The sequence below is a fragment of the Phyllobacterium sp. 22229 genome, assembly GCF_052056495.1.
In the GTDB taxonomy this organism is placed as follows: domain Bacteria; phylum Pseudomonadota; class Alphaproteobacteria; order Rhizobiales; family Rhizobiaceae; genus Phyllobacterium; species Phyllobacterium myrsinacearum.
On the sequence record NZ_JBQEPA010000003.1, the window covers coordinates 237067 to 263110 of the forward strand.

Annotated in this window: 24 protein-coding genes; 7 read left to right on the forward strand and 17 right to left on the reverse strand. The window is 59.8% G+C overall.

Annotation, left to right across the window (positions count from 1 at the left end):
• Window positions 1-582: 582 nt before the first annotated feature.
• From ACTJJ7_RS05145 to ACTJJ7_RS05160, 4 genes are all read right to left on the reverse strand, one after another.
• Window positions 583-1698 carry a cell wall hydrolase gene (locus ACTJJ7_RS05145; RefSeq protein ID WP_130268814.1) on the reverse strand — a complete coding sequence of 372 codons (1116 nt, stop codon included), beginning with the start codon at window positions 1696-1698 and terminating at the stop codon, window positions 583-585.
• Window positions 1699-1950: 252 nt separating this feature from the next.
• Window positions 1951-3423, reverse strand: a complete 1473-nt coding sequence (gene der, locus ACTJJ7_RS05150; RefSeq protein ID WP_105736902.1) for a ribosome biogenesis GTPase Der — start codon at window positions 3421-3423, stop codon at window positions 1951-1953.
• 17 nt (window positions 3424-3440) lie between these two features.
• On the reverse strand, window positions 3441-4121 hold the full coding sequence (locus ACTJJ7_RS05155; RefSeq protein WP_105736900.1) for a tetratricopeptide repeat protein: 681 nt from the start codon (window positions 4119-4121) through the stop codon (window positions 3441-3443).
• A 153-nt stretch (window positions 4122-4274) separates the two neighbouring features.
• The gene (locus ACTJJ7_RS05160; RefSeq protein ID WP_440965770.1) at window positions 4275-4856 is read right to left on the reverse strand and encodes an NnrU family protein; all 582 of its coding nucleotides are present in this window, start codon (window positions 4854-4856) and stop codon (window positions 4275-4277) included.
• Between the two features lie 148 nt (window positions 4857-5004).
• Here ACTJJ7_RS05160 and ACTJJ7_RS05165 point away from each other — a divergent pair, with 148 nt between their 5' ends.
• Window positions 5005-6045 carry a polysaccharide deacetylase family protein gene (locus ACTJJ7_RS05165; protein WP_440965772.1) on the forward strand — a complete coding sequence of 347 codons (1041 nt, stop codon included), beginning with the start codon at window positions 5005-5007 and terminating at the stop codon, window positions 6043-6045.
• Between the two features lie 21 nt (window positions 6046-6066).
• On the opposite strand, the gene sbmA is transcribed toward ACTJJ7_RS05165, so the two are convergent.
• The 6 genes from sbmA to ACTJJ7_RS05195 form a co-directional block, all read right to left on the reverse strand.
• Window positions 6067-7317 (reverse strand): peptide antibiotic transporter SbmA, encoded by a 1251-nt coding sequence (sbmA, locus tag ACTJJ7_RS05170; RefSeq protein WP_440965774.1) that lies wholly within the window; start codon window positions 7315-7317, stop codon window positions 6067-6069.
• A 107-nt stretch (window positions 7318-7424) separates the two neighbouring features.
• Window positions 7425-8576 (reverse strand): YbfB/YjiJ family MFS transporter, encoded by a 1152-nt coding sequence (locus tag ACTJJ7_RS05175; protein ID WP_440965776.1) that lies wholly within the window; start codon window positions 8574-8576, stop codon window positions 7425-7427.
• 107 nt (window positions 8577-8683) lie between these two features.
• Window positions 8684-9274 (reverse strand): class I SAM-dependent methyltransferase, encoded by a 591-nt coding sequence (locus ACTJJ7_RS05180; protein ID WP_105736892.1) that lies wholly within the window; start codon window positions 9272-9274, stop codon window positions 8684-8686.
• Window positions 9275-9479: 205 nt separating this feature from the next.
• Complete coding sequence (locus ACTJJ7_RS05185; protein WP_440965778.1) at window positions 9480-10850, reverse strand: sensor histidine kinase; 1371 nt, start codon at window positions 10848-10850, stop codon at window positions 9480-9482.
• Entirely contained in the window at window positions 10850-11524 is a 675-nt protein-coding gene (locus ACTJJ7_RS05190; protein ID WP_105736888.1) for a response regulator transcription factor, read from the reverse strand. Before ACTJJ7_RS05190 ends, ACTJJ7_RS05185 begins: the two co-directional genes overlap by 1 nt.
• A 253-nt stretch (window positions 11525-11777) precedes the next feature.
• Window positions 11778-12230, reverse strand: coding sequence for a MarR family winged helix-turn-helix transcriptional regulator (locus tag ACTJJ7_RS05195; protein ID WP_440965781.1), 453 nt, complete (start codon window positions 12228-12230; stop codon window positions 11778-11780).
• A 100-nt stretch (window positions 12231-12330) separates the two neighbouring features.
• On the opposite strand from ACTJJ7_RS05195, the gene ACTJJ7_RS05200 reads away from it, so the two are divergent.
• Complete coding sequence (locus tag ACTJJ7_RS05200; RefSeq protein WP_440965783.1) at window positions 12331-13257, forward strand: PLP-dependent cysteine synthase family protein; 927 nt, start codon at window positions 12331-12333, stop codon at window positions 13255-13257.
• 24 nt (window positions 13258-13281) lie between these two features.
• Here the strand turns inward: ACTJJ7_RS05200 and ACTJJ7_RS05205 are convergent, their stop codons facing one another.
• Both ACTJJ7_RS05205 and ACTJJ7_RS05210 read right to left on the reverse strand, forming a co-directional pair.
• On the reverse strand, window positions 13282-13872 hold the full coding sequence (locus ACTJJ7_RS05205) for a 2'-5' RNA ligase family protein (RefSeq protein ID WP_440965785.1): 591 nt from the start codon (window positions 13870-13872) through the stop codon (window positions 13282-13284).
• A 93-nt stretch (window positions 13873-13965) separates the two neighbouring features.
• Window positions 13966-14583, reverse strand: coding sequence for a TetR/AcrR family transcriptional regulator (locus tag ACTJJ7_RS05210; RefSeq protein ID WP_440965787.1), 618 nt, complete (start codon window positions 14581-14583; stop codon window positions 13966-13968).
• Between the two features lie 92 nt (window positions 14584-14675).
• On the opposite strand from ACTJJ7_RS05210, the gene ACTJJ7_RS05215 reads away from it, so the two are divergent.
• Window positions 14676-15293: an NAD(P)H-dependent oxidoreductase gene (locus ACTJJ7_RS05215; RefSeq protein ID WP_440965789.1), complete on the forward strand. Its 618-nt coding sequence runs from the start codon at window positions 14676-14678 to the stop codon at window positions 15291-15293.
• 9 nt (window positions 15294-15302) lie between these two features.
• On the opposite strand, the gene ACTJJ7_RS05220 is transcribed toward ACTJJ7_RS05215, so the two are convergent.
• Complete coding sequence (locus ACTJJ7_RS05220; RefSeq protein WP_440965791.1) at window positions 15303-16202, reverse strand: LysR family transcriptional regulator; 900 nt, start codon at window positions 16200-16202, stop codon at window positions 15303-15305.
• A 102-nt stretch (window positions 16203-16304) separates the two neighbouring features.
• On the opposite strand from ACTJJ7_RS05220, the gene ACTJJ7_RS05225 reads away from it, so the two are divergent.
• Window positions 16305-17294: a zinc-dependent alcohol dehydrogenase family protein gene (locus ACTJJ7_RS05225; RefSeq protein ID WP_440965793.1), complete on the forward strand. Its 990-nt coding sequence runs from the start codon at window positions 16305-16307 to the stop codon at window positions 17292-17294.
• 18 nt (window positions 17295-17312) lie between these two features.
• Here ACTJJ7_RS05225 and ACTJJ7_RS05230 read toward each other — a convergent pair whose 3' ends face one another.
• Complete coding sequence (locus ACTJJ7_RS05230) at window positions 17313-18206, reverse strand: SDR family oxidoreductase (protein WP_440965794.1); 894 nt, start codon at window positions 18204-18206, stop codon at window positions 17313-17315.
• A gap of 124 nt (window positions 18207-18330) precedes the next feature.
• On the opposite strand from ACTJJ7_RS05230, the gene ACTJJ7_RS05235 reads away from it, so the two are divergent.
• Entirely contained in the window at window positions 18331-19311 is a 981-nt protein-coding gene (locus ACTJJ7_RS05235; protein ID WP_440965796.1) for an AraC family transcriptional regulator, read from the forward strand.
• On the opposite strand, the gene ACTJJ7_RS05240 is transcribed toward ACTJJ7_RS05235, so the two are convergent.
• A complete protein-coding gene (locus tag ACTJJ7_RS05240; RefSeq protein WP_440965797.1) occupies window positions 19294-22053 on the reverse strand; it encodes an autotransporter domain-containing protein in 2760 nt (919 codons plus the stop codon). The two genes, ACTJJ7_RS05235 and ACTJJ7_RS05240, sit on opposite strands and share 18 nt — an antisense overlap.
• A 341-nt stretch (window positions 22054-22394) precedes the next feature.
• Here ACTJJ7_RS05240 and ACTJJ7_RS05245 point away from each other — a divergent pair, with 341 nt between their 5' ends.
• Complete coding sequence (locus tag ACTJJ7_RS05245; RefSeq protein WP_105736869.1) at window positions 22395-23012, forward strand: LysE family translocator; 618 nt, start codon at window positions 22395-22397, stop codon at window positions 23010-23012.
• Window positions 23013-23033: 21 nt separating this feature from the next.
• Here the strand turns inward: ACTJJ7_RS05245 and ACTJJ7_RS05250 are convergent, their stop codons facing one another.
• Complete coding sequence (locus ACTJJ7_RS05250; RefSeq protein ID WP_105736867.1) at window positions 23034-23696, reverse strand: response regulator; 663 nt, start codon at window positions 23694-23696, stop codon at window positions 23034-23036.
• A 193-nt stretch (window positions 23697-23889) separates the two neighbouring features.
• Between ACTJJ7_RS05250 and ACTJJ7_RS05255 the strand changes: the two genes are divergently transcribed.
• Entirely contained in the window at window positions 23890-25542 is a 1653-nt protein-coding gene (locus ACTJJ7_RS05255; RefSeq protein WP_440965799.1) for a hybrid sensor histidine kinase/response regulator, read from the forward strand.
• Between the two features lie 4 nt (window positions 25543-25546).
• Here the strand turns inward: ACTJJ7_RS05255 and ACTJJ7_RS05260 are convergent, their stop codons facing one another.
• Window positions 25547-25900 (reverse strand): hypothetical protein, encoded by a 354-nt coding sequence (locus ACTJJ7_RS05260; protein WP_105736863.1) that lies wholly within the window; start codon window positions 25898-25900, stop codon window positions 25547-25549.
• Window positions 25901-26044 lie beyond the last annotated feature (144 nt).

The window sequence follows — 26044 nt, forward strand, 5'->3', positions numbered from 1 at the left end:
TGAATGCGAGGCTTCACCCCCGCTTCGAAGTCGCGCGCAACATATTGTTACGATCCGCGCTAGTCAAGGCGCAGAAGCAGGAGTCTCAAGGGTAATTTTCGCGGGAAATTTCAATACCTTAGGTAAATATGACTTTATGTCTCACCTCTGAGGGCAAGAATCTTCCACGAATCCTGTGGATGAGGCCGAGGTTCGGACGCATTCCAGCATCATCGCAACACAGCTTTCCATGGCCAATTACGCCGCGACGCAACCCTGCGTTTCTTGCGGCGCAGAACGAACCAAACGATAAATAATGCTGCGAACAAACATGAAGTTTTGAGAGCGAAGCAGAAAACACCGAGCCAGCCGGTGTACCGGGACGATAGGCCTCCCGGCCTTGGCAAAGGCCTTGCTCTCAAACTTGGAGGTGAGCTATGTGGTTTCTGCCGCTTAGCATCACCCTGATATTGAAAAGAACCCGGACCAGTTGCTCGCTGACAATCCGGGTTCAATTCAAATAATCAGGAAAGAGGGGCGGGCGAGAGCCTGTCCCTCACTCCAAGAACAATATAGCAGTTTTCGCTCAACTTCCAAGTGGCATCAAATCCAACCACCGCCATAGGTGCGGTAGAAAACGTGCTGGCCGATCTTGTCGACGCGTTTCATGGTATGGGCCCAGTTTGGCCGGACGTAGACTGCGTGATAGTGGGTGGCCGAACCGACCTCGGGCAGGAAGATGCGCCCTGATGTGACAGCCATGGCGATCTCCTGTGCCATTTTCCAGTATTTTGGCTCTGTCACGACCAGCTTGCGTCCTTCACAGGCGAAGGAGAACTGGCAGCGGTTGATCCAGTCGTCGTTCTGGTAGACGACACCGCAGATGGTTTTCGGATAGGCCGGGTTGCGGACACGGTTGAGGATGACCTGCGCAACGGCGGCCTGGCCCTTCAGGCTTTCGCTTCTCGCCTCAAAATAAATGCCCGTCGCCAGGCATTTCTGTTCTTCCTTGGTGAAAACAACCGGCGGCAACGGCGATGCCAGCCAGGCATGATCGCCAGCCCCCAGCTGCGGAACGAATCGCCCGGGCTGCTTTGGTTCATTGAGGATGTTGTCGAAAGGCGAGGTTTTCGCATAGTCCGGTTCAGCCGGTGCGTAACCCAATGCCAGGACGTCAGGCGTGTTGTTGGTGATCAGGCTGGCGAGCATGGGCGAGACTTGCGGATCGGCCTTGGCCGGTGCGCGGTTATGAAACGCCAGAGCGATCTGGATTTCCTTGCCGGCGATCTTCGGCTTGGCAAAGGCCATTTCGACTTCAACACCATGGGTCGGGCGGATCAGCATGCTCGAACGCTGCAGGATCGAACCGGCGCTGAAGGCCTTGGGCGGCGCCTTCTTGCTGATGGTAACGATGCGCCCCTGCTTCTCCGCCCGGTTGATGCGGTCTTCATCGGGTGTCGCATCGGGGGATTTCCGGGTGCCGTTGACCACGATCGGACCGATGCCGGGAGCGTCGATACCACTGGCGGGAATGCTCGATGTGATGGCCTTGTCATCGACAAGGGACATATTGGCTTTCTGGATGGAGCCGGCGGGTGACTTTTCCAGATAGGCAGTCCAGCGGCCCTTGCCGGATTCGGCACCCGACAGCATGCTGGCCATGTCCTGATAAGCGACAATCGTGGGCGAGAACAGATAGATGGCCGTGCCGATAATCATCGGACCGATAAAATTCCTGTTTGTCCGATTCTTTCGCCGGGGCTTCAATGCCCTAGAAAACTCAGAGAAACGCACGCCGATACCCCACTCACAACCGCACAATACTGGTTGCAAAAATGAAGCATTAACCTTGATGGAGAGTTAACGACCCTCGCAAAAGTACCTAGCCGGTTGTGTTTCACGAACCTGCGCAAAAGCAAACCGCCCCCGCGCAAGGCACGGGGGCGGCAGGATTTGTTATCGAAAAACAGGTTAGCGCTTCTTCTTTGCCCGTCCGGCAAACGGATTGTCCGAGGTGCGCAGAACCAATCGCAGGGGAACGCCCGGCATATCGAATGTCTCGCGCAGTCCGTTTGTCAGATAGCGCACATAGGAGGTCGGGAACGCTTCCGGCCGCGAGCAGGAGATGACAAAGCCCGGCGGGCGGGTTTTGACCTGCGTGATGTATTTGATTTTAAGGCGCCGGCCAGCGACGGCGGGCGGCGGATGATGCGTCGTCACACCTTCCATCCAGCGGTTCAGGCGGCCGGTGGAAATACGGCGGTTCCAAACCTCGTCGGTGGTGGCAACGGCAGCCATCAGCTTGTCGATGCCCTGGTTGCGTTCGCCCGAGATCGGAACGGCGCGGATACCGCGAATCTGCGGCAGCAGGCGTTCGGTCTTTTCGCGCAGGTCCGCCAGCACCATCTGGCGGTTTTCAACCAGATCCCATTTGTTGAAGGCGATGATCGGAGCGCGGCCCTCGCGGATGATCAGGTCGGCGATCTGCAAATCCTGCTTTTCGAAGGGGATCGTCGCATCAAGCACGATGATGACCACTTCGGCAAAGCGAATGGCCCGCAGCGCATCGCCCACCGACAATTTTTCCAGTTTGCCCTGGACGCGGGATTTGCGGCGCAGTCCGGCGGTATCGAACAGCTTGATCTTGCGGCCGTTCCACTCCCAGTCGACGGAAATGGAATCGCGCGTGATACCGGCTTCCGGCCCTGTCAGCAGCCGATCCTCGCCGAGCATCGTGTTGACCAGTGTCGATTTACCGGCATTCGGGCGCCCGACGATGGCGATGCGGAGCGGCTTGTTCGAATCATATTCCGGAATGTCTTCAGCATCCGGATCATCGATATCGTCGCCGATCAGATCGTCCTTCGGCCCGGCAACGGCGGGAATGGTCACCGCAACCGCGTCGCTCTCGGGAGCTTTCGTTTCGTACTCATCCGGGAAAACGCGCTCTTCGCCCAACATATCGACGATCGCATCGCGCAGATCGGGAAAACCCTGACCGTGCTCGGCGGAAATCGGGCAAGGCTCGCCGAGTCCCAGCTGATAGGAATCATACATGCCGGATTCGGCGCCACGCGCCTCGGCCTTGTTGGCAACCAGAATGACCGGCTTGCCGGAACGGCGCACGAGATCGGCAAATGTTACGTCGGCGGGCGTAATTCCGGCCTTGGCGTCGACAAGAAACAGGATGAGATCGGCCTCGCCAATCGCGAGTTCCGTCTGGGCGCGCATGCGGCCCTCCAGGGAATCGCTGGGGACTTCCTCAAGACCTGCGGTATCGATCACATCGAACTTCAGGTCGTACAGTTTGGCGGCGTGGACACGACGGTCGCGCGTAACGCCCGGCAAGTCGTCCACCAGGGCGATCTTGCGGCCGACAAGCCGGTTGAAGAGGGTGGACTTACCGACGTTCGGACGGCCGATAATGGCGAGGGTGAAACTCAAAGACTCAAATTCCTGTGTTAACCGGCTGCAGCAGCGGGTGCTGCGCCAGTGCTGCGAAGCATGTCGAGCATGGTGTCGGCAAACTGGCGGATATTGGCGGGAGCGGCCTGATCGTCGGAGATCTGCTTGAACAGTTTTTCCGCATCGCCGCCACGTCCAGCTTTCCACGCGGCAAGGCCAAGTGCCTCGCGGGCGGAATGACGCATCGGATTGCCGTCGGACGAAAGAGATTCGACACGTTTGGCAACGTCATCATAGGAGCCCGTGTCGAGAAGCAGCAGGGCAGCGCGCAGTTTTGCCAGATCCCGGAGCGATTGGGGAACGGAAGCATCCGCCGCAACCTCGTCAAACGCAGCGACAGCGGCTGCCGGGTCGCCCTTTTGCGCCTGCACACCGGCAGCGCGCATGCGTGCCAGCACGGGATAGGCGCCATAACCGGTCTTTTCCAGCGCATCCAGCGTCTTCAGCGCTTCGTCGTTCTTGCCGTCACGGACAAGATTGAGCGCGGCCAGAAACTGGTCACCGGATTTCGACGCCTGCTTTTCCGTCCAATATTCATAGAAGGCGAAAACACCCGTGCCGACGACCAGGGCCACGGCAGCGCCGATCAGCAGGCCGCCAAAGCGCTTCCAAAACGCCCGCATCTTGTCGGAGCGGAGTTCCTCATTTACCTCACGGAAAAAGCCGTCGTCAGTCATAGTGCCTCATTGGTGCCCTTGAGGGCCTGCGATGAAATGAATTGCAGATGCGCGAAGCAGCCCTCGCCGCTCCGCGCACACAGTTAGAGCGCTTTTAGTCGGAAAATCCTCGGGATGTAAGGGCCAAGTGAAAAATAGCCCTCAGCCGGCTGTTTAAAGTGGCGATACCCCGATCAGCCAGGCATGCAGTTTCCAGACAAACAGGGCATAGAGCACCACCCCGGCGACAATGGCCATGATATCGTTGGAGACCGGTCCGGGCACAATCACCGTGCGCATCAGACCGGCCCGCTCCTGCCGCTTGATGGAAATGCGGTCAACCACAGCCCAGGCCAGAAATGACAGAAACAGGACGAGCGATGCCAGATCGCCATTGGCCATGAGGTGCGCCAGCGCCCAGATTTTGATGGCGATCAGCGTGGGGTGCTTGAGAATGGGCTTCAGTTTTCCCGGCTTGAAATTCGAGATCATCAACGAGATGAACGAAAACAGCATCAGAAGCAGGGTGATGTGCTTGAGCCAGACCGGCGGCTCATAAATGAACAGCGAATAGGGCCGTGCGAGCACATAACCCCAGATGATGAGCGCCAGACCGAGGAACGAAATGAGGGAGTAAAAACCCTTCCACTTGGTTTCCCCCCAAGCGGCGATTGTGTCCAGGCGCCATTGCGGTGCCACGATGCGAACCGAATGAATCCCCAGAAAGACGACAATACCCAGAATCAGTACCAGCATGACCGGTTCCCCCGTTTTGCCGGGAGAGTACAGCGGCTTTAGAACAGTTCCAAGACAGGGGCTTGCGGTGGATCGACGCGTCCGATCATCGCCACAATTCCCCTGTAGCGAGAATCGTTCATCCCATTGACAGCGTCGTACCTGCATTATGCGTCTGATTTCTTGTGCCCTTGCCGCGTCCCTTGCCTTCACGGCATGCATGCCAGCCTTTGCCAGCGAAAGCCCGGAGCTGCGCGGTTCCATTGGCAGCAAGCCGCAGTACGTGCTGATTTCCTTCGACAATTCGGGCAGCAATGCCCTGTGGGAACGCAGCCGGGCGCTCGCCGAGCGCTCCAATGCCAAATTCACCTATTTTCTCTCCTGCGTCTTTCTGATCGACCGGGCCGACCGCAAATCCTATCAGGCTCCGGGCGAATCCAATGGCCGCTCCAACATTGGTTATGCGGCATCGAAGACCGATATTGCCAAACGGCTCGACAATATCTGGCGGGCGCGCAACGAAGGCAATGAAATTGCCAGCCACGCCTGCGGCCATTTTGACGGACGCACATGGACCAAGGCGGACTGGATCAGGGAATTCACAACCTACAAGCAGGTGCTGCGCACGGCCTGGGCAAAATATGGCAGCGATCCGGAGCCGGAGGGCTGGAAAGCCTTTGTCGATACGGAGGTGCGCGGTTTCCGTGCTCCATATCTCTCGGCCAGCCCCGCCCTGCTGTCGGCATTGAAAGACTTGGGGTATGCCTTTGACGCCAGCAGCGTTTCCAAGGGTCCGGCACTGCCGGTCCATGCGGCCGGGCTCTATCAGTTCGCGCTGCCGACCATCAGCGAAGGCCCGGAACACCGCCCGGTCGTGGCGATGGACTATAACATGTTCGTGCGCCACTCCGGCGGCTTCGAACGGGCGGATCACCTCAACGAATTTGAAAACCGTGCCTATGACGCGTTCAAGGGCGCTTTCGAGCGCCAGTACAAGGGTGAGCGCATTCCTTTCCAGATCGGCATTCATTTTACGCTGATGAACGGCGATGCCTATTGGCGGGCACTGGAACGCTTCACATCCGATGTGTGCACGAAGCCCGACGTGCGCTGCACGACCTATAGCGATTATCTCAAACAGACCGGCGCCGAAGCGCCTGTGGCCGTTGTTCCGGCGGTCAGCCGGAAGGTGACGGGCAGCGGCATCTGACCACCGCCCGTCACAGCTTTCTTAGCGTTCAGTACCTGTTTCCAGATAAAGCTGATCGATGGACGGCAGGGGCTCGCCCTCCAATGTTGCCTCGAAGGCTTTCAAACGCTTCTGGATCGAAAGCAGTTCGATCACTGTTGTCCACGAATTGACGAGAAACTGGAAAGAGTTCGTCACATTCGAGAACGCTGACAATATCTGCTGGAAGATACCCAGGGTGATGGTGCCAGCTGCCAATGTCGGAACAAGCAGGAAAAGGCCAAAGACATTGTCAGCCTGCAGATAGACGTAACGGAAGACGTTGAAGTAGACGTAATGGAAATACAAACGGAAGTAATTCTTCCGGACGTTTGCAAAGAGCTCCTTTACGGCAAGCGGCTTGGCGCGGTCGTCGTGATCTTCGCCATAAACAAGTTCTTTCCGGTAGGCCGCTTCAACTCTCTGATTACGAAACTGCAGCCCCGGAAGCTTTACACCGACCAGGGCAAGCAAGCCGGTTCCGAAGACTGCCCAAGCAATGGCCGCAAACACCAGCGGATGTGGTATGGCGCCAACAACAGGCAAGGCGACGATGTGGCTGGAGAGCTGTGCCAGCAAGGGTAGGAACGCTATCAGTGTCATTGCCGATTGTATAAAGGTGATACCCAGACCTTCAACAATAGATGCAAAACGCATCGTGTCTTCCTGAACGCGCTGTGCGGCACCCTCAATATGCCGAAGCCTTTCCCAATGTTCCATATAGTAGCTGTTCATAGCCGTTCGCCATCTGAAGACGTAGTGGCTGGTAAAGAAAAGCGTTGCGACCGCTACCGCAATTGCAACGCAGGCGATTACTGCGAATGTGAGAACGCCGGCATAAAGGTCGGGGGCAGCGACAGCATTTTTACCGCCCATTGCCTTTTGAACCATGTCGAAGAACGAGCCGCGCCAGTTGTTCAAAACAACATCGACTTGGACGGAAAAATAGGACGAAAACAGGATAAGAGCCGATCCTAGAATTGACCAATTCTGCCACGGATGAGGCGAATACCACGCCCAGAATGCATAAAAAACACCAATGAATGCAGCAAAATAAGCATAGACCCAAAGATAGGGTTTTGTGAAAAAGACTGTGATGCCAACGATGGCAGGTACCGCCGGGTCAGCGGGAGCCAGTCCCACATAGGAACCAAATTGTTGACCGCCGGCATACCAGAGCAGGACTGCGGCCAAGGCCCACAGAAGTGCCGAGATGAAAAACAGCTTCGGCTTGGGAAAAAATGAGACAAACACGGTAGATGGACCCTCGCATAAACACACAAATCAGGGTTGATTTGATGTGAGCCTACCACCACGAATAGGGCAAAGAGTGAACGCCAGCAATTAAATTGCTGTAATGTTCAACCGCGTGCAAGAAACGCAAAAACCGCCCCAACGACGAGGCTGGCGGCGGCGGCAAGGGTCGCGATGGTAAAATTGCCGGTGATATTGGCGAGGTAACCGCCGACAAGCGGCCCGATGATCTGGCCGATGCCGAAGGCCGCCGTCATGACGGCCATGACCCGGCGCGGCGACTGCGGCAGAATGGCCCGTCCCGCCTGAAAACCGGATGCGGTGATAACGATGAAGGTGAGCCCCAACAGCACACCGCCGAGAAGTGGGCCCGCAGGCGGCGGCAGAACCACGCTGGCGGCCACGCCTACGGCCTGCACCAGCATGCCGAGCGCCACGACGGCAAACGGGCCAACCCGGCGTAATAGCGGCGTCCACAGCCAGACGGACAGCGCCGCGCTGACGCCGGTCACGAACCAGACCAGCGCTTCCATAGACGCGCCGCCATGGCTGGAGCGCACGATGGCGATGATGAACGTGGCAGTGATGATGTAGCCGAAACCGAAAACCCCGTAAGCGATGTTGATCTTGAGGAAGGCCGGTGTCCAGCGGACAGGCGGCTCCTTGATATCGGCGCCCGCGCGCACCGGACCTTCGCGCAACAGCCACAGCACGGCAAACAGCCCGACGATGGAGAGGATGGCCGCGCCGATCCAGTCCTGCCGCCAGCCATACCCCTCGGCAGCGCTTGCCGCCACCAGAACGGAGGAGAGCGCAATGCCCGCGCCGACACCGCCGAAATGCAGCGCCTGCAGACCCGGCCGGTTGGCCGCAGCGAGATGACTGAAGACAATGGTTGCGGCAAGCACCAGCATGAATGCGCTCGCCATGCCGGCCAGAAACCGCAGGATCGAGAAGACGACGATGGTGCCGCTGAGACTCATGGCGAGACACAGTGCCGCACTGGCTGCCAGGGAGACCAGAACCACGGCCCGCTCTATGCCAGACGCCCATCCATAGCCGGCAATGATCGCACCGAGGAGATAGCCGACGTAATTGGCCGAAGCGATGATGCCGGCATCGCCCGGGGATAGGCCAAGATCGGTCATCATGGCAGGCAGGATCGGCGTGAAAATGAAACGGCCGATCCCCATTGCGACTGCCATCGTGACAAATCCGCCAAGGGCGTAACGAACGGGAGAAGAGGCTGGTGACGTCATGCCGCGGACATTATCGCTGCAATGCAGCATGACAAGACAATAAAATTGATCAACCAATTACGATTGCTGATCGTTCGGACTAACCGCCATCTGTCCGCCGGATGGCATCAGATGGCGACAGGTGTGGCGACGCCCCTGCGGGTGATCCTGTAGACTGCCGCAGGCGGCAGGTTACGGAACGCCCGGCCGATGCAGACGGCCTCCAGCTGCAATTGGTCGAGCACCGGCTTCGGCACCGGACAGCGGAAGCCGTAGGTGAACTGGTAGTAGGCGCCTTCCGGCCGCAGATTGCTGAAGGCCCCGCCAAGAATTGCCGCCACCTTCTCCTGTGTCATGCTGAGAAGCGGCAAACCGCTGACAACGGCACCGGCGGGCTGAATATCAAAGAATTCGTGCAGGTCGAGCTGGGCTGCATCCATCTGCAGGATGCGCATGCCTGGAAAGCGCGCCTGCAAAAGCCGCGCAAATTCGGCACCGTATTCGATCAGGGTAAGGTCCTTGGGGCGAATACCGCGGGCAAGCAGCGCGTCGGTGAAGACACCGGTGCCCGGTCCCAATTCAAGCACGGGACCCGAGGCCGGGGTGATTTCGCTGGTGATCAATCTTGCAAGGGCGGCTCCTGAAGGGGCAATCGCGCTGACGCGAAACGGATCGGTCAGCAGTGCCCGCACGAAAGTCCAAACACGTCCCGTCGTCATAAAAATCAAGCTCCAACGTTCTTAAGGCTGCACCTGTATGGCGCGCCAATATTGAGGGAAGATTGCGCGCATTGTCTGCGGCAACAATACTCACAGCAAAATGGCTCAGGTCGTACACTCACAAATCTGATCGAAATGGTATGAGGCCATTTCGATCAGATTTGTGAGTGTACGACCTAAACACGACTGAACTATCGGCAGGCTATTACGGCATTATGGATGCGGCAGCAAACTTCATGGTGAAGCACGCGCCGCCGCCAGGTGCCTCTGTTACCATAACCTGCCCCTGATGCAATTGCACGATTTCCTGAACAAGATTGAGGCCCAGGCCAACGCCGCGATCCCTGGCATGCAGACGCCGGAACGGCTCGAAGATGGCGCTGCGCTGATCGGGCGGCACGCCCGCCCCTTCGTCTTCCACCAGGATGGCCGCCCCTGCCTTCACCCGGATGGTGATGGTGCCCTTGCGCCCGCCATGCTGGATGGCATTTTGCACGAGATTGATCATGGCCCGCTCCAGCGCGGCCTGATCGCCCCGCACGGCAACACGTGCGGTTTCAGGTTCGAACGACATGGCATACCCCGCCGCGATGGCAAGCGGCGCAAGGTCGGCCGCCACACGCCGCCCGACGGCGACAAGATCGACAGCGGCAAATTGCGTTGTGTTCTGGGTCAGCCGCTGCAGATCCAGCAATTGTTCGGCAAGAATGCCAAGGCGGGCGACATCCTCCAGCAGACGCCCATTGGCGGGGCTCGCCGGGAGCGATTCCAGACGGGTTTGCAGAATGGCGATGGGTGTGCGCAGTTCATGCGCCGCATCCAGCAGGAACCGCTTGTGCCGCTCATAGCCGTCATCAAGACGGCCGAGCGCGTTGTTGACAGCCGTCACCAGAGGCGTGACCTCCTGCGGCACATCATCCAGCGGAAGACGCGTTCCCCGCTCGTCAATATTGATCTTTTCGGCCTGGGTCGCCACGTGCCCCAGGCCCCTGTGGGCCCTGCGCACGACAAATGGCGTTACCATGAGCGTTGCCAGCGCCATCACGAGGATGAGCGGGATAATAATGGTCGCCAGAACCGTGCCAAGCGCCGAGAGATAAAAGCCGAAGGGAACCACGCTTCCGGGTCCGGCAAGGATCTGGACCACGCCGGCTGTGGTCGTCACGCGTTTGAACCGGGCGTTGGAACGGGGCGGATCACCGAGATTCCAGCCGAATCGCGCCTGGCCGACCGCGCTCAAGGCGTCGCCGATGCGGGCATATTCCGGCGGCACATCGCCTTCTGACAGCGTCTGGCCCTGCGCGTCGCGTGCCACGAACCAGAAGCTCGGGCTGGTTGCCCGTTCGCGTGCCAGCGCCGGTGTCTCACGCAGGACAAGAGCGCCGTTGGTACCGCGCGCAATGGAATCGCGCACGGCATTGATGGTCGTGTCTTCAGGATCGATCGATCCGAGAAATCCGGTATACCAGAGCGCACAGAGCACCAGCACCACAAACAGCGTCAGCATGACCGCCTGCAAAAGCACGAGGCGGCTGACGAGCCGCCATTTCAATGAATGCGGCCTTGCGTGCGCCATCAGGAAAGGCGCTTCAACAGGTAACCGACGCCGCGGATGGCGTGAATTTCGACACCGGCATCGGATTCCGTCAGCTTGCGGCGCAGCCGGGAAACATGGGTGTCGAGGGCGTTCGACTGGATTTCATCGTCAATGCTATAGACCGCATCCTCAAGTGACGAACGCAGCACCGTGCGCCCCATGCGCCGCAACAGGGTTTCCAGCACCAGAAGTTCGCGGCGCGGCAGGTCAAGCCGGTTGCCGCCGATGCTGGCTTCGCGATTGATCAGGTCAAAGGACAGATTGCCGACATTCAGGAGTTCCGATGGCATGTTCAGGGGCCGGCGCAGCACCGCGCGCAACCGCGCCAGCAATTCTTCCACAGCAAACGGCTTGGCGAGATAATCGTCAGCCCCCTTGTCGAGACCAGTGATCCGGTCCGCCAGCTCGCCGCGCGCCGTGAGCACGATGACGGGAACACCCTCGCCCTTTGCCCGCAAGCGCGGCACAATGCTCAGGCCATCGCCGTCCGGCAACTGCCGGTCAAGCAGGATGGCGGCATAGGCATTGACCGACACCGCCTCCTCGGCATGGGCAAGTGTTCCCACATGATCAACGATCATGTCATAATTCTTGAGAGCTTCCCCAAGGGCAGCGGCCATTTCGGGCTCGTCTTCCACCAGCAAAATACGCACTATTCAGAACCAGTCATGTACAGGGTTAAAACATGGCGACACAAGGAATAGGGACACTGGCCGCTGCTTTGGCGAAATAGTACCGTTCCGGCCGCCATGGCGAGACCCATTCCCATTTCATACGCCACAATCGCTGTGCCCTGCCCGCACTCTTCATTCGCCGTAACACAATTAGGTCACTCACATTGCACAAAGGTTGCGCCCTGCAACATCAGGGCAACCGCGCCTCCCGTGCCGGGCCGCTTTTTCCGTCTCAGAGCGCTTCGCTCTGCACCGCAAGCTCGCGAACCAGTTCGGGGGCCAGGCTGTGCGCCAGCTTGTCCTGCGCCTTGCGCCACACGGGTATTGCCGCCTCGAGACGGCGCGCACCCGTTTCGGTCAACCACACGGCGCGGCGGCGCAGATCGGTTTCCACCAGGGTGATTTCGATCAGCCGCTCGCGCTCGAGCGTGCGCAAATTGCGCGACAGGGTCGATTGCTCCAGGCCGCTGCGCTGGGCCAGCGCGCCCAGCGTATCATCGGCAAGGGCCGCAATCTGCGCCATCAGGCCGAGCTGCGCCGCGGTCAGGCCAAGACCCGCCAGTTCGCGGTCCAGAAAAGCCGTGATGCGGCGCGCCGCCAGACGGCTGTTCCAGCCCGCGCAACTCTCGACCAGCGCGCGGGCGTCGGTCCGCAAGGTTTTTTTCGGTTGTTTCGTCAGGTTCATGGATATATGCATATACATAATATGTATCTACATGGAAAATGATTTTTGCATACCCGGCGCCCCAACCGGATTGTGCAGTTTGACGCGGAGTATTGAGACCATGCACGCCTCGCAACGAACAATCCTTGACACCATCGGCCACACGTCGCTGCTGGCCCTGCGGAGCATCCGTCCCGCCAACGGCGCCCGCATCCTCGTGAAGCTTGAAAGTGAAAACCCTACCGGCAGCATGAAGGACCGCATGGCGCTTGCCATGATCGAGGCGGCGGAAATGGACGGACGGCTGACTGCCACGGGCTCTGTGGTGGAATATACCGGCGGCAGCACCGGTGTTTCCCTGTCACTCGTTTGCGCGGTCAAGGGTTATCCCCTGCACATCGTCACCTCGGATGCCTTTGCCCGGGAAAAACTCGACCACATGGCAATTCTCGGCGCCACACTGCACATCGTGCCAAGCGACAGCGGACGCATGACCGAGAAACTGACGCGCGACATGATCGAAGCGGCGCGTGTCATTGCGGCCGAAATCCCGGGCAGTTTCTGGACCGATCAGATGAACAACAGGGATCAGCTCGCAGCCTATCACACCATGGCAGCGGAAATCTGGGACCAGACAAACGGGCGCATCGACGGTTTCGTGCAGAGTGTCGGCACTGCCGCATCGCTGAGGGGAACGGGCGAGGCCTTGCGCAGGTATAATGACAAGATTCGTATCATTGCGGTGGAACCGGCGGAATCGTCTGTCCTGTCCGGCGGCAAGACCGGCGCCCATAAAATTGACGGGATTGGCGCCGGTTATATCGTGCCGCTCTGGCAGGACGACATCGCCCATAGCATAGAACAGGTGTCGACGGAGGAAGCCATTGCCATGGCAAAGCGGCTGGCCGGCGAAGAAGGCCTGTTCGCCGGAACCTCGACCGGAGCCAATGTGGTTGCGGCGCTGCGGGTGGCGGACACGCTTGTCCCTGGTGCAACGGTCGTCACCGTCATGTGCGATACGGGCATGAAATATCTGAGCAGGAAATAAGCGGGCGAACCGCAACGGAACACTTCAATGCAGCGTCCAGCGCTGCAATATCTCGTATTCAGAGAGCCCGCGTTTGCTATGGATCAGCACAAAATCCCTGACGACAAAGCGGATCGGCTCAATCGGCTGTTCGCTGATCGTTCGGGAATTGTAGAGAAGCGTGAGATGCGGGGTGAATGCGCCGCGTTGTCCGGACAGGCCATTGCGCGCTAGGCAGGCGCCGAGGATGGTGTGGAGCCGGGTCAGTCCCTCCCCCTCGCCGATCAGCACCAACGGCTTGCGATCCGGTCTTCCGCCTTCGAAACTCCGCACCGAATGAAGCGTTACTTCAAATGGCGGCATGGATACCGCAGCTCCAGCCCGCTCGGCCGCGAAAAGGATAGAACTGGGCAGACGCGGGTAATCCCCCAGGTGGTGCAGCGAAATGTGAAAACGGCAAGACCCGATGAGGCTCCTTCGCGTCAAACGATAATCGTTGATTACGCCGGTCCTGCAGGCATCGACAATCTCCTGCATAGCGGGATCGAGCACGATGCCGAAGAAAAGCCGCGCCTGCAGAGCAGGCCGTTTCGGCCGGTTTTGCCAATTATCGCCCAGATTCAATTCGCCCTGCATGGCCAGCCTCCCGAAATGCAACCGCATTTCCGATCGGACACATTAGAACAAAAAGGGAACAATCCGCAAGCATTTTTGCGAATGCACGTCTGGTCACCTGTTCCTGGCGACCATGGCAATGATGGTCTCGAAGAGTTCGTGCTGCGCCTGCACAGGGGTGATATCGCCAGTGGCAGCGGCATAGGACAGCGCTTCGGCGGCACCGAGCATCGCCCACAACCCGGCTGAAGCAATGGTCCCGGCTCCGGCAAACGGCGCGAGCATCACCCGGCACTTCTCGATGAAGACACCGTTATATTCGCGCTTGATCTTCTCCAGTTCAGGCGCTCCGGCAAGGGCCGCGATCACACCGGGGATTTCGCGCCCCTGCACCAGCACGCAGTCCACATAGGACGAGGCGATGACCGCAGCCCGGTCCGCCAGCGCCGGTTTGCTCGCGGCGAACGCAGCGTCCATCAGTGCCGTCTGGCGGGCATCGAAATCCCGGTAGAGTGCAGCCAGCAAGCCGGCACGCGTGCCGAAATGATCGTAGACCACAGGCTTCGTCACCTCAGCCTTTTCGGCAAGCCAGCCGAGCGTCAAGGCTTCTGTCCCCTCGTCCCGGACAATCCGCCAGGCAGCGTCGAGAAGCTGGCGGAAGCGGTCCTCCCGCGTCAACCGCCGGCGCGGACGGACAGCCGCCGTTTCATTCTTCGGTTGCATGCTTGACATCGCTATATACCAAAAGTAACTTACAAATCATAACTTACTAAAAGTATATAACTTTCACCCGCCATCTGCAATCCGTTGACAGGAGTTTTGTCATGCACGCCCTCATCGTTGTCGCACATCCCGAACCCGCATCCCTCACCCACGGCATTGCCGCACAGATCGCGGAAGGGTTGTCGCTGTCGGCTCCCGGCAACACCCACGAAATCGCCGACATCGCGGCCGAAGGGTTCGATCCGCGCTTCTCCGCCGCCGATCTTGCCGTTCACCGCACCCGGGCGGCACCGCCCGCCGATGTCGCAGCCGAACAGGCGCGGATCGACCGTGCCGATGCCGTGGTGTTGGTCTTTCCGGTCTACTGGTGGTCGATGCCGGGACTGCTCAAGGGATGGATCGACCGCGTCTTTTCCAATGGCTGGGCTTTCGACTTCAGCCTGGATGGCGGGCTGGAAAAGAAGCTCCGCCACCTCAAGGTGCATCTCATCGGCGTTGGCGGTGCCGATGCGCGAACCTATACCCGGCGCGGTTACTTCGACGCCATGAAGACACAGATCGATCACGGCATCTTCAATTATTGCGGTGCCTGTGTCGTCACGTCAGAGCTGTTGCTCGATTCGGAAACGCAGGATCCGGCCATACACCTCGACAGGGCGCGGACCATCGGCAGCCGGCTGTTTGAAGCATCGCCGCAATGCGGGGCACGGGCAGCCTGAGGACGCCGTTCACCCCATCAGCCGGGGCAAAGCAGCGGCCAGTGCATCCACGGCGAGGCGGACCCGCAGCGGCAAATGCGGCACCGGCAGCCACAATGCATAGGCGTCGTAGAGATAATCCGGCTGATCCGGCAGCAGTCGCACAAGCGTTCCCGCGGCAATCCGGTCGCGGATGAGCCAGGACGGCAGCCAGGCCAGCCCCATGCCCGCCATGGCAGCGTCGGCAATCGCGTCGAGATCATCCAGCCGCACGCGATTGGCCGGCATCGCCTCGGCCGGCGGCTGGTCGCCTTGCGGGAACAGCCATGGGCGGATGCGGCCCGACCGGCGATACATGATGGCCTGGTGCCCGGCAAGGTCGCCGATCGTCCGCGGTTCGCTATGGTTCGCGATATAAGCGGGCGCAGCGCAGACAACCATATGCTGGCGGGCGATGCGCCGCGCAATCACACCGCCCCTGTCGTCGGGATTGCCGGTCCGGATGGCAAGGTCATACTCGTCCTCGGCCAGATCGACGAAGCGGTCGCTGAGCGACAGGTCAAGTTCCAGCATGGGATATTGCCGGGCCAGCCCGAGCAGGACCGGGGTGACGCAGTGGCGGCCGAAATGCGCGGGCATTGTCACCCGCAACCGGCCGCGCGGCTGCGAAAACTGATCATCGGCAAGCGCATCCGCCGCGTCCGCTTCGGCCAGTATCACCCGGCAGCGCTCGTAATAGGCACGCCCGAAATCGGTCAGGTTCTGGCGGCGTGTCGTGCGGTTGATTAGGCGTACGCCCAGCCGCTCTTCCAGAAACCGGACATGTTTGCCGACCATGGGACCGGACAGGCCGAGCGCGTCCGCAGCGGCGGCAAAGGAGCCGAGATCAACGGCCCTGACAAACACGGCCATACTGGCGAGGCGATCCATATTCGAAACTCCTGGTTTCTACAGAACTTCGTTATGCACCATTTATCCGCATTTCTGCCGCTGGCATAGGTTATTCAGTTCAAATGGTTTGGAGTTATTGCTATGGCACGTGTCATTCGCTTTCATGAATTCGGCGGCCCCGAGGTTTTGCGCATTGAGAATGTCGAGATTCCCCAGCCCGGCCCCGGCGAGGTTCAAATCCGCGTCAAGGCCCTGGGGCTGAACCGCGCCGAAGCGCTTCTGCGTACCGGCACCTACATCGAGACGCCAGTTCTGCCATCCGGTCTCGGCCTTGAGGCAGCGGGCATCGTGGAAGCGGTTGGCGACGGCGTGGAGAACTTTGCACCGGGTGATACGGTCAGCATCATACCGCCCAAATCGATGGTTCGCTGGCCCGCCTATGGCGAGCTGGTGACCTTCCCCGCCGGATCTGTCGTCAAACACCCGCGAGCACTCAGCTGGGAAAAGGCCGCGGCCCTGTGGATGCCCTACCTGACCGCTTATGGCGCATTGATCGACATCGCGAAACTGCACCGGGGAGATTTCGTCGTCATTACCGCGGCCTCAAGCAGCGTGGGACTTGCGGCGATCCAGATTGCCAACAGGGTGGGCGCGACGGCCATTGCGGTGACGCGCAGCTCCGGCAAGAGAGAGGAACTGCTGGCCTTCGGTGCTGCCCATGTCATTGCTGCCGCCGAAGAAGACCTGGAGACGCGGTTGAAGGACATCACCGGGCCGAACGGCGTGCGCGTGGTGCTCGATCCCATCGGCGGCCCTATATTCGGCCCGCTGACGGGCGCCATGACGCCGGGTGGCATCCTTGTGGAATATGGTGGCTTGAGCCCGGAACCGACACCCTTCCCGCTGTTTACCGTCCTGAGCAAGTCCCTGACATTGCGCGGCTATCTCGTGCACGAGATCATCGGTGACCCCGCACGGCTGGAAGCGGCCAAGGCTTTTATCCTGGATGGGCTGGCATCAGGCGCCCTGCAGCCGCTCATCGCCAGAACCTTTCCGTTCGACCGGATCGTCGATGCGCATCGCTTTCTGGAATCGAACGAGCAGTTCGGCAAGATCGTCGTGACGGTTTGAGCAAACAGGGCTCCTCCCTCACGTTTCGAAATAGCGCAGCCGGTCGAGATCGGACATCAGCCCGGGCTGGTTCGGCTGCCAGTTCAACAGTTCGCGGGTGCGCGTGCTCACGGCATGCGCATTCATACCGGCAAAGGCGGCAAACCAGCCGAAATGTTCGGCCGCCGCCTCGGGGGTCTTGGCCACAACAGGCACATTCAGCCGGCGGCCGATCAGGGTGGCGATGTCCTTGAACAGCACGCCCTCCTCGGCAACCGCGTGATAACGGTCGCCGCTGGTCCCCCGTTCGAGAGCAAGCCGGTAGACGCAGGCAGCATCCAGCCGGTGCACCGCAGGCCAGCGATTGAGCCCTTCACCGACATAGGCCGACACGCCTTTTTCGCGCGCGAGGCTGATGAGGTGCGGTACGAAGCCATGATCGCCATCGCCATGGACCGATGCCGGAAGACGGACCACCGACGCCCGCACGCCATCCGCTGCCAGTGCCGCTGCGGTCGCTTCCGAAACGCGGGGCACAGCCGCGGAGGCCGGGCCGGGCAGATCTTCTTCGGTCGCCGGGCGATCCCGTCCCAGATGCGCCATTCCCGTGGTGACAAGCAAGGGGCGATCAGAACCTTTGAGCACCGCGCCCAGCGTTTCGATGGCACGGCGGTCCATTTCGCAGTTCTGCGCGAATTTCGAGAAATCATGATTGAACGCGGTGTGGATCACCCCATCTGCGGCAGCAGCGCCATCGCGCAGGCTTTGCAGATCATCGAGATTACCAGGGTGCGCCTGCGCGCCGAGGGCGGCAAGCGATTTGGCAGCTGCGTCCGTGCGGACAAGACCGAGCACCTGATGTCCGGCCTTGACGAGTTCCTCAACGACAGCAGAACCGACAAAGCCCGTGGCGCCAGTAACGAAGACACGCATTCCACTTCTCCATTTTAGAATGAAATGACCGCAGTCGCGGCCCGTTGTCGAGAAGATAGGCGTTTGGAGAAATACGATCTATGCTGTATTGTCCGCATTATCTTCGCAATCGTCCGGAATGACCATGGATCCGCTCTCCGATGTGCTGTCGCTGCTAAAACCGCACAATCATATGTCCGCCGGTTTCGATGCCGGAGGCGAATGGTCGGTCCAGTTCCCCGAAAGCCGGGACAGCATCAAATGTGGCGCCGTGGTCTCCGGCCAATGCTGGCTGTCCGTGGACGATGTTGCCGATCCCGTGCGTCTGGACACGGGAGACTGCTTCCTGTTGCCGCACGGGCGGCCGTTTCGCCTGGCAAGCGATTTGACTTTGTCGTCCGTCGAGGCCGTCACGGTTTTTTCCGCTGCGCGCAATGGCGGCATCGCCGTGCACAAAGGCGGCGGCGATTGCTTTCTTGTCAGCAGCCGTTTTGCCCTGACCGGCAATCATGCAAGTGTGCTGTTGGGGATGCTGCCGCCGATCGTGCATATCCGCAAAGACACCGATCAGTCCGGGCTGCGCTGGCCGGTGGAACTGATGATGCGGGAGCTGCGCGAACGGCGGCCGGGCGGCTTTCTCCTGGTGCAGCACCTCGCTCATATGATGCTGATCGATGCCCTGCGGCTGCATCTGGCCGGAGGATTGCAAGGCGGTGTCGGCTGGCTGTTCGCGCTGGCGGACAGGCAGATGGGCGCGGCGATCGCTGCCATGCATGAGAAACCGGCGCACCACTGGACATTGCAGACGCTGGCGGAACGGGCCGGCATGTCGCGCTCGACCTTCGCCCTTAAATTCAAGCAGACCGTCGGAAAGTCCCCCATGGACTACCTGACACGCTGGCGCATGCTGCTGGCTGGGGACAGACTGCAGAATTCAAGCGACCCGGTTTCCGCCATTGCGCTTTCGCTGGGTTACGACTCTGAAAGCGCCTTCAGCACGGCCTTCAAGCGGATCATGGGCTGTTCGCCGCGCCAATATAGCCGTTACGGGAATACCGCCTCATCGCCGGAAAGCCCCCTCGGCTTCCCCCTCATGCAGCCTGCCCTTTCAGAAGCGCCAGCTTAGATCCCCGCGCACACCATGCGCCTGCACCGCCGATGACATCTGACCGGTGTAGGAAACACCCAGCGTGACAGTCTTCGTCACCGAGAAATCCAGTCCGGCTTCGGCGATAAGGGCATCCCGCGCCAGGGGGGAACCTTCGACCTGGAATGGTGCCCCGCCGGCAAGGGTGGCTATCGTGCCTGGAGACACATCGCCAAAGGCATGCTGCCAGCCGAGCATTCCCCTGACGGTCAGCTTTGCCGCGTCACCGACGGGAATATCCGTTCGGGCGCGCAGGCCCAGCGTCGTGAAGACGTTGTCGTCATTATCGCTGCGGGATTTGAGCCCTGCCGTGCCGCTTTCCCCAATGTTGCCGGTGTGAAGGTTCACATAGGCGAGATTTGCGAAGGGCTCCAGCGCCACACGATTGTAATGGAAGGCGTAGCCAGCCTCACCGAAAACCTGCACCGTTCTCGCATCGTAGTCGGCTGCGGATGCACCAAAGGCCGTGGAGCGGCTTGTTTCCACCTTGTGCCACGTATGGGCCGCGCCGAAACGCAGGGCCAGAGCATCCGCCTTGGTTCCGGCATAGGCAGCGATGGTGTAGCTATCGACCGATGCCGACGACGCGCGCGCCGGAGCATCGAGCGTACTGCTGCCATATCCTCCGGCAAAGCCCGCGCGCCATGACTGTCCGAATTCGCCATCGGCCCCCATATAAAAGCCGCCCGACGAGCGCTCGAGCTTGACGGCATTTGCATCGCCCGACAGATGCCCCCATGAACCATAGGCCTGCCCCCAGACAGCCGAGGAAGCATCGGGTGCGGCGGGAATCTGGCCACCCGGCCCATAGGCGAGAAGCGGCATTGACGCGGGGGCGCCATCCCCCGACGCCCCGCGCAGACGCGTGGAGATGACATCCCGGGCAAACCGGCTTTCGTCAAGCAGTGCCGATTTGACGCTCGAATGGATTTCACCGGAGAGCGAGTCGAATATTGTCCGCGCATCATGGGCATTCGACCCGATGATCAGGTCGTAGATGGATGCGGCGGGATTGTCTGTCCCGGCAGTACCGGACAGCACCAGCCCGCCGAGACTTTCCATAGCGGCGCCCACTGATCTCTGGTTTTTCGTCGTGCCAATATCGGCAAAAGCCGTCTTGTTCCGCAAAACGCTCAGATAGACATTGGTGGCGTCATAGCCGAGTGTCAGGTCGAGAAAGGCGAAGTCAGCCTGGACACGGCCGAACGTTCCGGTGAGCCCGCCGGAAGCAAGGATCGTGTATCGGGCATCACCGCGAAATGTGCCCGGATTGAGAAAAGCATCAACCGTGCCGCCGTCGAGCTGCGCCGCACCGGTCACGTCGACACGGCTGGTACCCTCCGCTGCGCCGATCTTGACCCGCATGCTGGCATCCGCGGATTGGTGATAGGTGCCATCGATTGTCAGCGTGCCACCGGCGCCGCCCCAGCCGCCATAGACGATGCCCTGATTGTCGACATTCCCGTAAATGATGCCATCTCCGGAAAGGGCCCCGCCACGGCCTACCAGCGTATCGGATGCGATACTGCCTGCCAGCGCCAGAGTACCGCCATCAATCCGGGTTTTGCCGGCATAGGTGCTGTCGCCAAACATCAACAGCGCGCCATCGCCTGATTTGACCAAGCCGCCTGCACCGGTAATGTCGTTGAACCATCGGCTCTGACCACCGTCAAATTTGACGTTGAAATCGCCCCAATCAAATTTCCCCGGCCCGAGCACGGCGCGACCGGCATCGAGAAGCCCGTATCCGTAGACATCATCCACGCCGGGAGCGCCAATGTCGAAGGCGGTTCCAAGCAGGACCTGCCTGACCTGATCCATCGTCATGTAGGGGAACATCTGTTTGACCAGGGCTGCGGCACCGGCAACGTGCGGCGCCGCAAAGGACGTTCCGCTGATCTCCTGATACCCGCCTCTTCCGTCTACGGTCATGACGGCGTCTGCGGGCGCGGCCAGACACCAGTTTTTGGCAACACCACACTGATTGCCATATTCATAATCATAACCGGTGACTGCCAGCCAGCCGCGTTCCAGCTCCGGAATGAGATAGGGCAACCCAGCGTTCATGGAGGGCTGGCTACGACTGTCGTTGCCGGTTCCCCAGATCAGCAGGGTGTCGTTGGCTACGGCGTGCCTGTACGCGGCGATTTCGGCCTTGTACCTCGACGAGATGACATCCGGCGCATAATCCGTGATTGCAGCTTCTAAGCCGTAGCTGTTGTTGATGATATGCACGTTGCGGGAAACCAAACCATATATTCCCGCGATGGCAGCCTTTGTATCGATATACCCGTCTTCCTCTTCAGCATTCACGGCAACGATCGTCGCGCCTGGCGCAACGCCATGCATTCCCTTGCCATCCCTGTTTGCTGCAATCACACCTGCGACCGCAGAACCATGTGTCACCGAGCTTGAATCGACATACCAGGGCTTGTCGGGCTGGACGGTGATACCCTCATCATAGCGTCCGGCAAATTCGGGGTGATCCCTGGCAAAGCCTGAATCGATAACGCCAACCTTGACGCCGCTGCCGTCCACGCCCATGGCATAGGCATAATTGGCTAAAATGTAATCGAGCCAAAACTGAGCCTTGTACTCCGGTGTCCGCCATGTCTCTGGATCGGTGGGATCGCCTGCCGTTTGCGCGAACGCTGTCCCGGAAAAGCACACGCTCAAAAACAACACGGCGACGTGCTGCCGGCACTTGCTGGCAAGTTTCATGGTCGTTTCCCCCAACTCCACCGTGCCCCCCTGGGAACGACAGCACAACTTCTGATTGTTGGAGGGATATAGTCCAGCGATTCAATCAGCCATACGGCATTTGCCGTATTTCGTGCCCGGCATAGGAAGGGAAAGCCCCGCGCGTCTTCCGGTGCAGACTGTTAACCCTGCCGATTTGTTCCAGCGCCTGTGCTGTCGAAGTACGGCGAGTGCCGTATGTTCCCTGCGCATTTCCGGGCGTAATTGTCCCTCCGCATGATGTCATCGCTTGGTTCGATCACTCCTGATCGTCCAAAATCGCTCCGGACATGAGAGCGGTCCCATCTGCTGGAGGAATTGCCATGCTGCCGCTCGACCAATTGATGCCCTTTATCCTGGCAACCCTGCTCTTTGCCTGCATGCCGGGACCGGCGATTCTTTATATGACGGCACAGACGCTGACGCATGGAACCAATGCCGGGCTGAAGGCGGCCTGCGGCATTCATCTTGGCTGTTACGTGCATATTGTCGCGACCGCGCTCGGCCTTGCGGCGCTCCTCCACAGTGCGCCGCTGCTTTACACGATTATCAAGTTCGCGGGTGCCGCCTATCTCGTCTGGCTGGGCATCACCATGTTCATGGGCGGGAAAGAGCGGCACAAGGACAGCATTGCCATGGGTCCGGGCGTTTTCCGCGACAGTGTCGTCGTTGAGATCCTCAACCCGAAGACGGCCCTGTTCTTCCTGACATTCCTGCCGCAGTTCATCGACGCCAATCTGAGTGCTCCGGTCTGGCTGCAGTTCCTGCTGCTCGGCATGATCGTCAATCTGGCCTTTTCAGCGGCTGATGTTGCGGCGGTCGGCATTGCCTCCGTCACGTTCGGCCGCATGGCAAAGGCCGGATCAGGCTGGATTGTTCCAAAGGTCTGCGGTTCCATTCTGATTGGCCTGGGCGTCACATTGGCCAGCAGGAATATCTGATGGGGTCGGCCATGCCAGTGCTCAACCCGCGGACAGGCCAAGACGGATCGCGTAGGCCGTCAGTTCGGCTCCACTATGCAGATTGAGTTTGCGCATGAGGTTTTCACGATGTTTGCGCGCTGTGAGCGGGCTGATCCCGAGACGCTCGGCAATATCACGGGTGGAGATGCCGTGAGGGATGAGGGTCAGGATTTGCTGCTCGCGCCGCGTCAGTTCGACGGGAGATGCTATGGAGGGTTTCGGCTCATGGAAGCCGTCCTGCCTGCCATGGTGGTCCACGGCAAAACGCACCTCTTCGGCAACGTAGGGCTCGCCGCAGCGCATGGCGTCGATGGCTGCCAGAAACTCCACCGCATCGCCGCTTTTCGTCAAGTAACCATTCGCCCCGGCTTCAAAGGCTGCACGAACGGAACGCGGTTCCAGATTTGCCGTCACAATCAGAATCCTCAGCCCCGGCCAGGCCGCACGCACGTTCCTGATGAACTGAAATCCGTTCACGCCCGGCATGCCGAGGTCAAGAATGAGAAGATCGGCGGCCGTTTCCCGAAGCAGGCGCTCGACCGTGTCACCATCCGCAGCCTCACCCGCAACCGTCATGCCGTCGACCGTCGAAAGAAGAAGCTTGAGCCCTTCACGCACGATAGCATGATCGTCAGCAAGGATGACCCGCGAAAGCTCCAGCATAAGGTGTACCTTCTTGTTAAAAACCCGACGGCGTGCATGATGCTCGCATTTCCGGGCCAGAGTTAAAACAACAATGAGAATTGATCAACGTTTACAACCCCATCTTATCGATCTTTTATACCGGCAATCCTACGCAGTCTTATTTGCCAACTTCATTATCCCGGTCCCGGTTCTCTATGTTCTCTGGAGTTTTGTGGAGAGCTGGCTTCTTCTATCGTGGATAGCAGCCATTTACTGCCTGACGATCGCCCGCGTCCTGACATCAAGACGCTATTTCGGGCGCCCTAAGTCCGGCGCGGAACAATCCGGCGCGGCTTTATCGGCCTGGGCCTGGCGCTTCACAATCCTGTCCTGGGCATCGAGCGCATTGTGGGGTTTGCTCGGCTGGTTCGGGTTTTTATCGGCAGAACCGCAAATGCAGGCCTTCACCACGATCGTGCTCACCGGCCTGGTATGCGGCGCCATTCCATCGCTGTCTGCTTTTCCGCCGGCCTATGCGGGGTCGCTGATTGCCATGCTGCTGCCCATGGCCATCCGCGCCCTGACAGCGGAAGCAGCCATCAACGACGTCTATCTGGTGTTTGTTGTCTGCCTTGCCGGCGTCAATCTCTACTACAGCCGCGTGTCCTACAAATCGATGGTCGAGACCGTTCTGCTGCGTTTTGAGAATGTGACACTGATTGCGCAGTTGAAGGAAGAGCGGGACAGGGCGCAGGCGGCCGATCGCGCCAAATCGCGTTTTCTGGCTGCGGCAAGCCATGACCTGCGCCAGCCGCTGCACGCGCTCAGCCTCTTCAACTCGACGCTGGCCACGTTGGGCGAACGCGGCGACGTTCGCGGCGAAGACGCGCGCACGCTGGCAAGGAGGGTCAAATCGATCACGGGGAATCTCAGCGGCTTGCTGAATGCCCTGCTCGACATGTCGCGCCTGGACGCCGGCATCGTCACAACCGCAAGAGAACCCGTTTCACTTGCACGTTTGTTCGATGATCTGCATGACGAGTTCAGCGGAACCGCGCGGGAGCGCAATCTCGAATGGCGTCTGGCTGACCGGGATCTCTGGGTCTATACCGACCCGATGATGCTGCGGCGCATCCTCGCCAACCTGCTCACCAACGCCTTCAACTACACCGACCGGGGAAAAATCCTTCTGGGCTGCCGCAAGCGTGGTTCAAATGTCGAGATACAGGTGCTCGATACCGGCATCGGCATTCCTTCCGACCAGCAGGAAACGGTGTTCGATGAATTCTACCAGTTGAACAATCCGGCGCGGGATCGCGAGAAGGGCTTGGGGCTTGGTCTGGCAATCGTCCGCCGCACGGCGCAATTGCTCGGGCATCCCTTGCGGCTGGTGTCACGGGAAGGCCACGGCTCGATGTTCTCGATCCTTGTGCCGCTGACGTTACGCCCGCCTAGCCCTCTCCCCGCACGGCTGGCTTCGGTTTCCGGTGCGCTCTGCATCATGGTGGTCGATGATGAACCGGATATTCTCGACGCCATCAATCAACTGCTGACGGTTCTGGGGCACACGGTTTATGCGGGAAAGTCGGCAGCGGCGCTGATGCGGCTCCATGCTTCGGCACCGGAACGGACACCGGTGGACCTGATCATCGCCGATTACCGGCTGGCGGCCGGTACAACCGGATTGGAGGCGATTGCCGACCTGTTCGCCTACCTGACCTATACGGTTCCGGCATTTCTGCTGACAGGCGACACATCCCCGTCCGTCTTGAAACAGATATCCGAGAGCGGCCTGCACATGCTCAACAAACCCGTCGATGGCGACGCTCTCCAGGCCGCTATCGACAAAGCCGTGCACCGGAACAAGCCTCAGAGCCTTTCCTGATCAGCTACGAGGGTATGATACGGACCTTATATGCGCCAACTTTCGGGGAGGCGCCGGTGATCTGCAGCTCATTGTTCTCAAACTGCATATGCGAGGAGGTGACCCGGAATTCCGTATGGACAAAGACCGGGTTGAGCTCGCCCTTCTCGGCAAACCGCACCGACGAAACATCGTCGTCGCGAAAACTGAGATATACCCGGGTGTGTTCATGCGCCAGCCGCGTGCTCTGGAAGATGACATCGGCATCGAAACGGCAGCGCTCGCCCCGATCCCTGTTGATGCCAAAATGCTCGATGAAATTGCCCATAGCCTCAAAATTCCTGGCTATTTCAGCAATATCCTGTTCGGACTCGTTCATGTTTGCTCTTTCGTGTGGTGCCGAACTCTAGGGTCAGGTTTCATGTCATGCCCGCGACGGGCGACCTTACGGCCAGCGATTTCCTCTTACTCCTGACCGATTGCCGATACAACCTGTAACATCCGGGCTGCCGGCGAGTCCCGC

Coding starts and splice junctions, on each gene's coding strand:
- ACTJJ7_RS05145 (WP_130268814.1), bottom strand. CDS start 1,698: ATGATTATCGGCACGGCCATCTATCTGTTCTCGCCCACGATTGTCGCT.
- ACTJJ7_RS05155 (WP_105736900.1), bottom strand. CDS start 4,121: ATGACTGACGACGGCTTTTTCCGTGAGGTAAATGAGGAACTCCGCTCC.
- ACTJJ7_RS05160 (WP_440965770.1), bottom strand. CDS start 4,856: ATGCTGGTACTGATTCTGGGTATTGTCGTCTTTCTGGGGATTCATTCG.
- ACTJJ7_RS05165 (WP_440965772.1), top strand. CDS start 5,005: ATGCGTCTGATTTCTTGTGCCCTTGCCGCGTCCCTTGCCTTCACGGCA.
- ACTJJ7_RS05175 (WP_440965776.1), bottom strand. CDS start 8,576: ATGACGTCACCAGCCTCTTCTCCCGTTCGTTACGCCCTTGGCGGATTT.
- ACTJJ7_RS05180 (WP_105736892.1), bottom strand. CDS start 9,274: ATGACGACGGGACGTGTTTGGACTTTCGTGCGGGCACTGCTGACCGAT.
- ACTJJ7_RS05185 (WP_440965778.1), bottom strand. CDS start 10,850: ATGGCGCACGCAAGGCCGCATTCATTGAAATGGCGGCTCGTCAGCCGC.
- ACTJJ7_RS05195 (WP_440965781.1), bottom strand. CDS start 12,230: ATGAACCTGACGAAACAACCGAAAAAAACCTTGCGGACCGACGCCCGC.
- ACTJJ7_RS05200 (WP_440965783.1), top strand. CDS start 12,331: ATGCACGCCTCGCAACGAACAATCCTTGACACCATCGGCCACACGTCG.
- ACTJJ7_RS05205 (WP_440965785.1), bottom strand. CDS start 13,872: ATGCAGGGCGAATTGAATCTGGGCGATAATTGGCAAAACCGGCCGAAA.
- ACTJJ7_RS05210 (WP_440965787.1), bottom strand. CDS start 14,583: ATGTCAAGCATGCAACCGAAGAATGAAACGGCGGCTGTCCGTCCGCGC.
- ACTJJ7_RS05215 (WP_440965789.1), top strand. CDS start 14,676: ATGCACGCCCTCATCGTTGTCGCACATCCCGAACCCGCATCCCTCACC.
- ACTJJ7_RS05220 (WP_440965791.1), bottom strand. CDS start 16,202: ATGGATCGCCTCGCCAGTATGGCCGTGTTTGTCAGGGCCGTTGATCTC.
- ACTJJ7_RS05225 (WP_440965793.1), top strand. CDS start 16,305: ATGGCACGTGTCATTCGCTTTCATGAATTCGGCGGCCCCGAGGTTTTG.
- ACTJJ7_RS05230 (WP_440965794.1), bottom strand. CDS start 18,206: ATGCGTGTCTTCGTTACTGGCGCCACGGGCTTTGTCGGTTCTGCTGTC.
- ACTJJ7_RS05235 (WP_440965796.1), top strand. CDS start 18,331: ATGGATCCGCTCTCCGATGTGCTGTCGCTGCTAAAACCGCACAATCAT.
- ACTJJ7_RS05240 (WP_440965797.1), bottom strand. CDS start 22,053: ATGAAACTTGCCAGCAAGTGCCGGCAGCACGTCGCCGTGTTGTTTTTG.
- ACTJJ7_RS05245 (WP_105736869.1), top strand. CDS start 22,395: ATGCTGCCGCTCGACCAATTGATGCCCTTTATCCTGGCAACCCTGCTC.
- ACTJJ7_RS05250 (WP_105736867.1), bottom strand. CDS start 23,696: ATGCTGGAGCTTTCGCGGGTCATCCTTGCTGACGATCATGCTATCGTG.
- ACTJJ7_RS05260 (WP_105736863.1), bottom strand. CDS start 25,900: ATGAACGAGTCCGAACAGGATATTGCTGAAATAGCCAGGAATTTTGAG.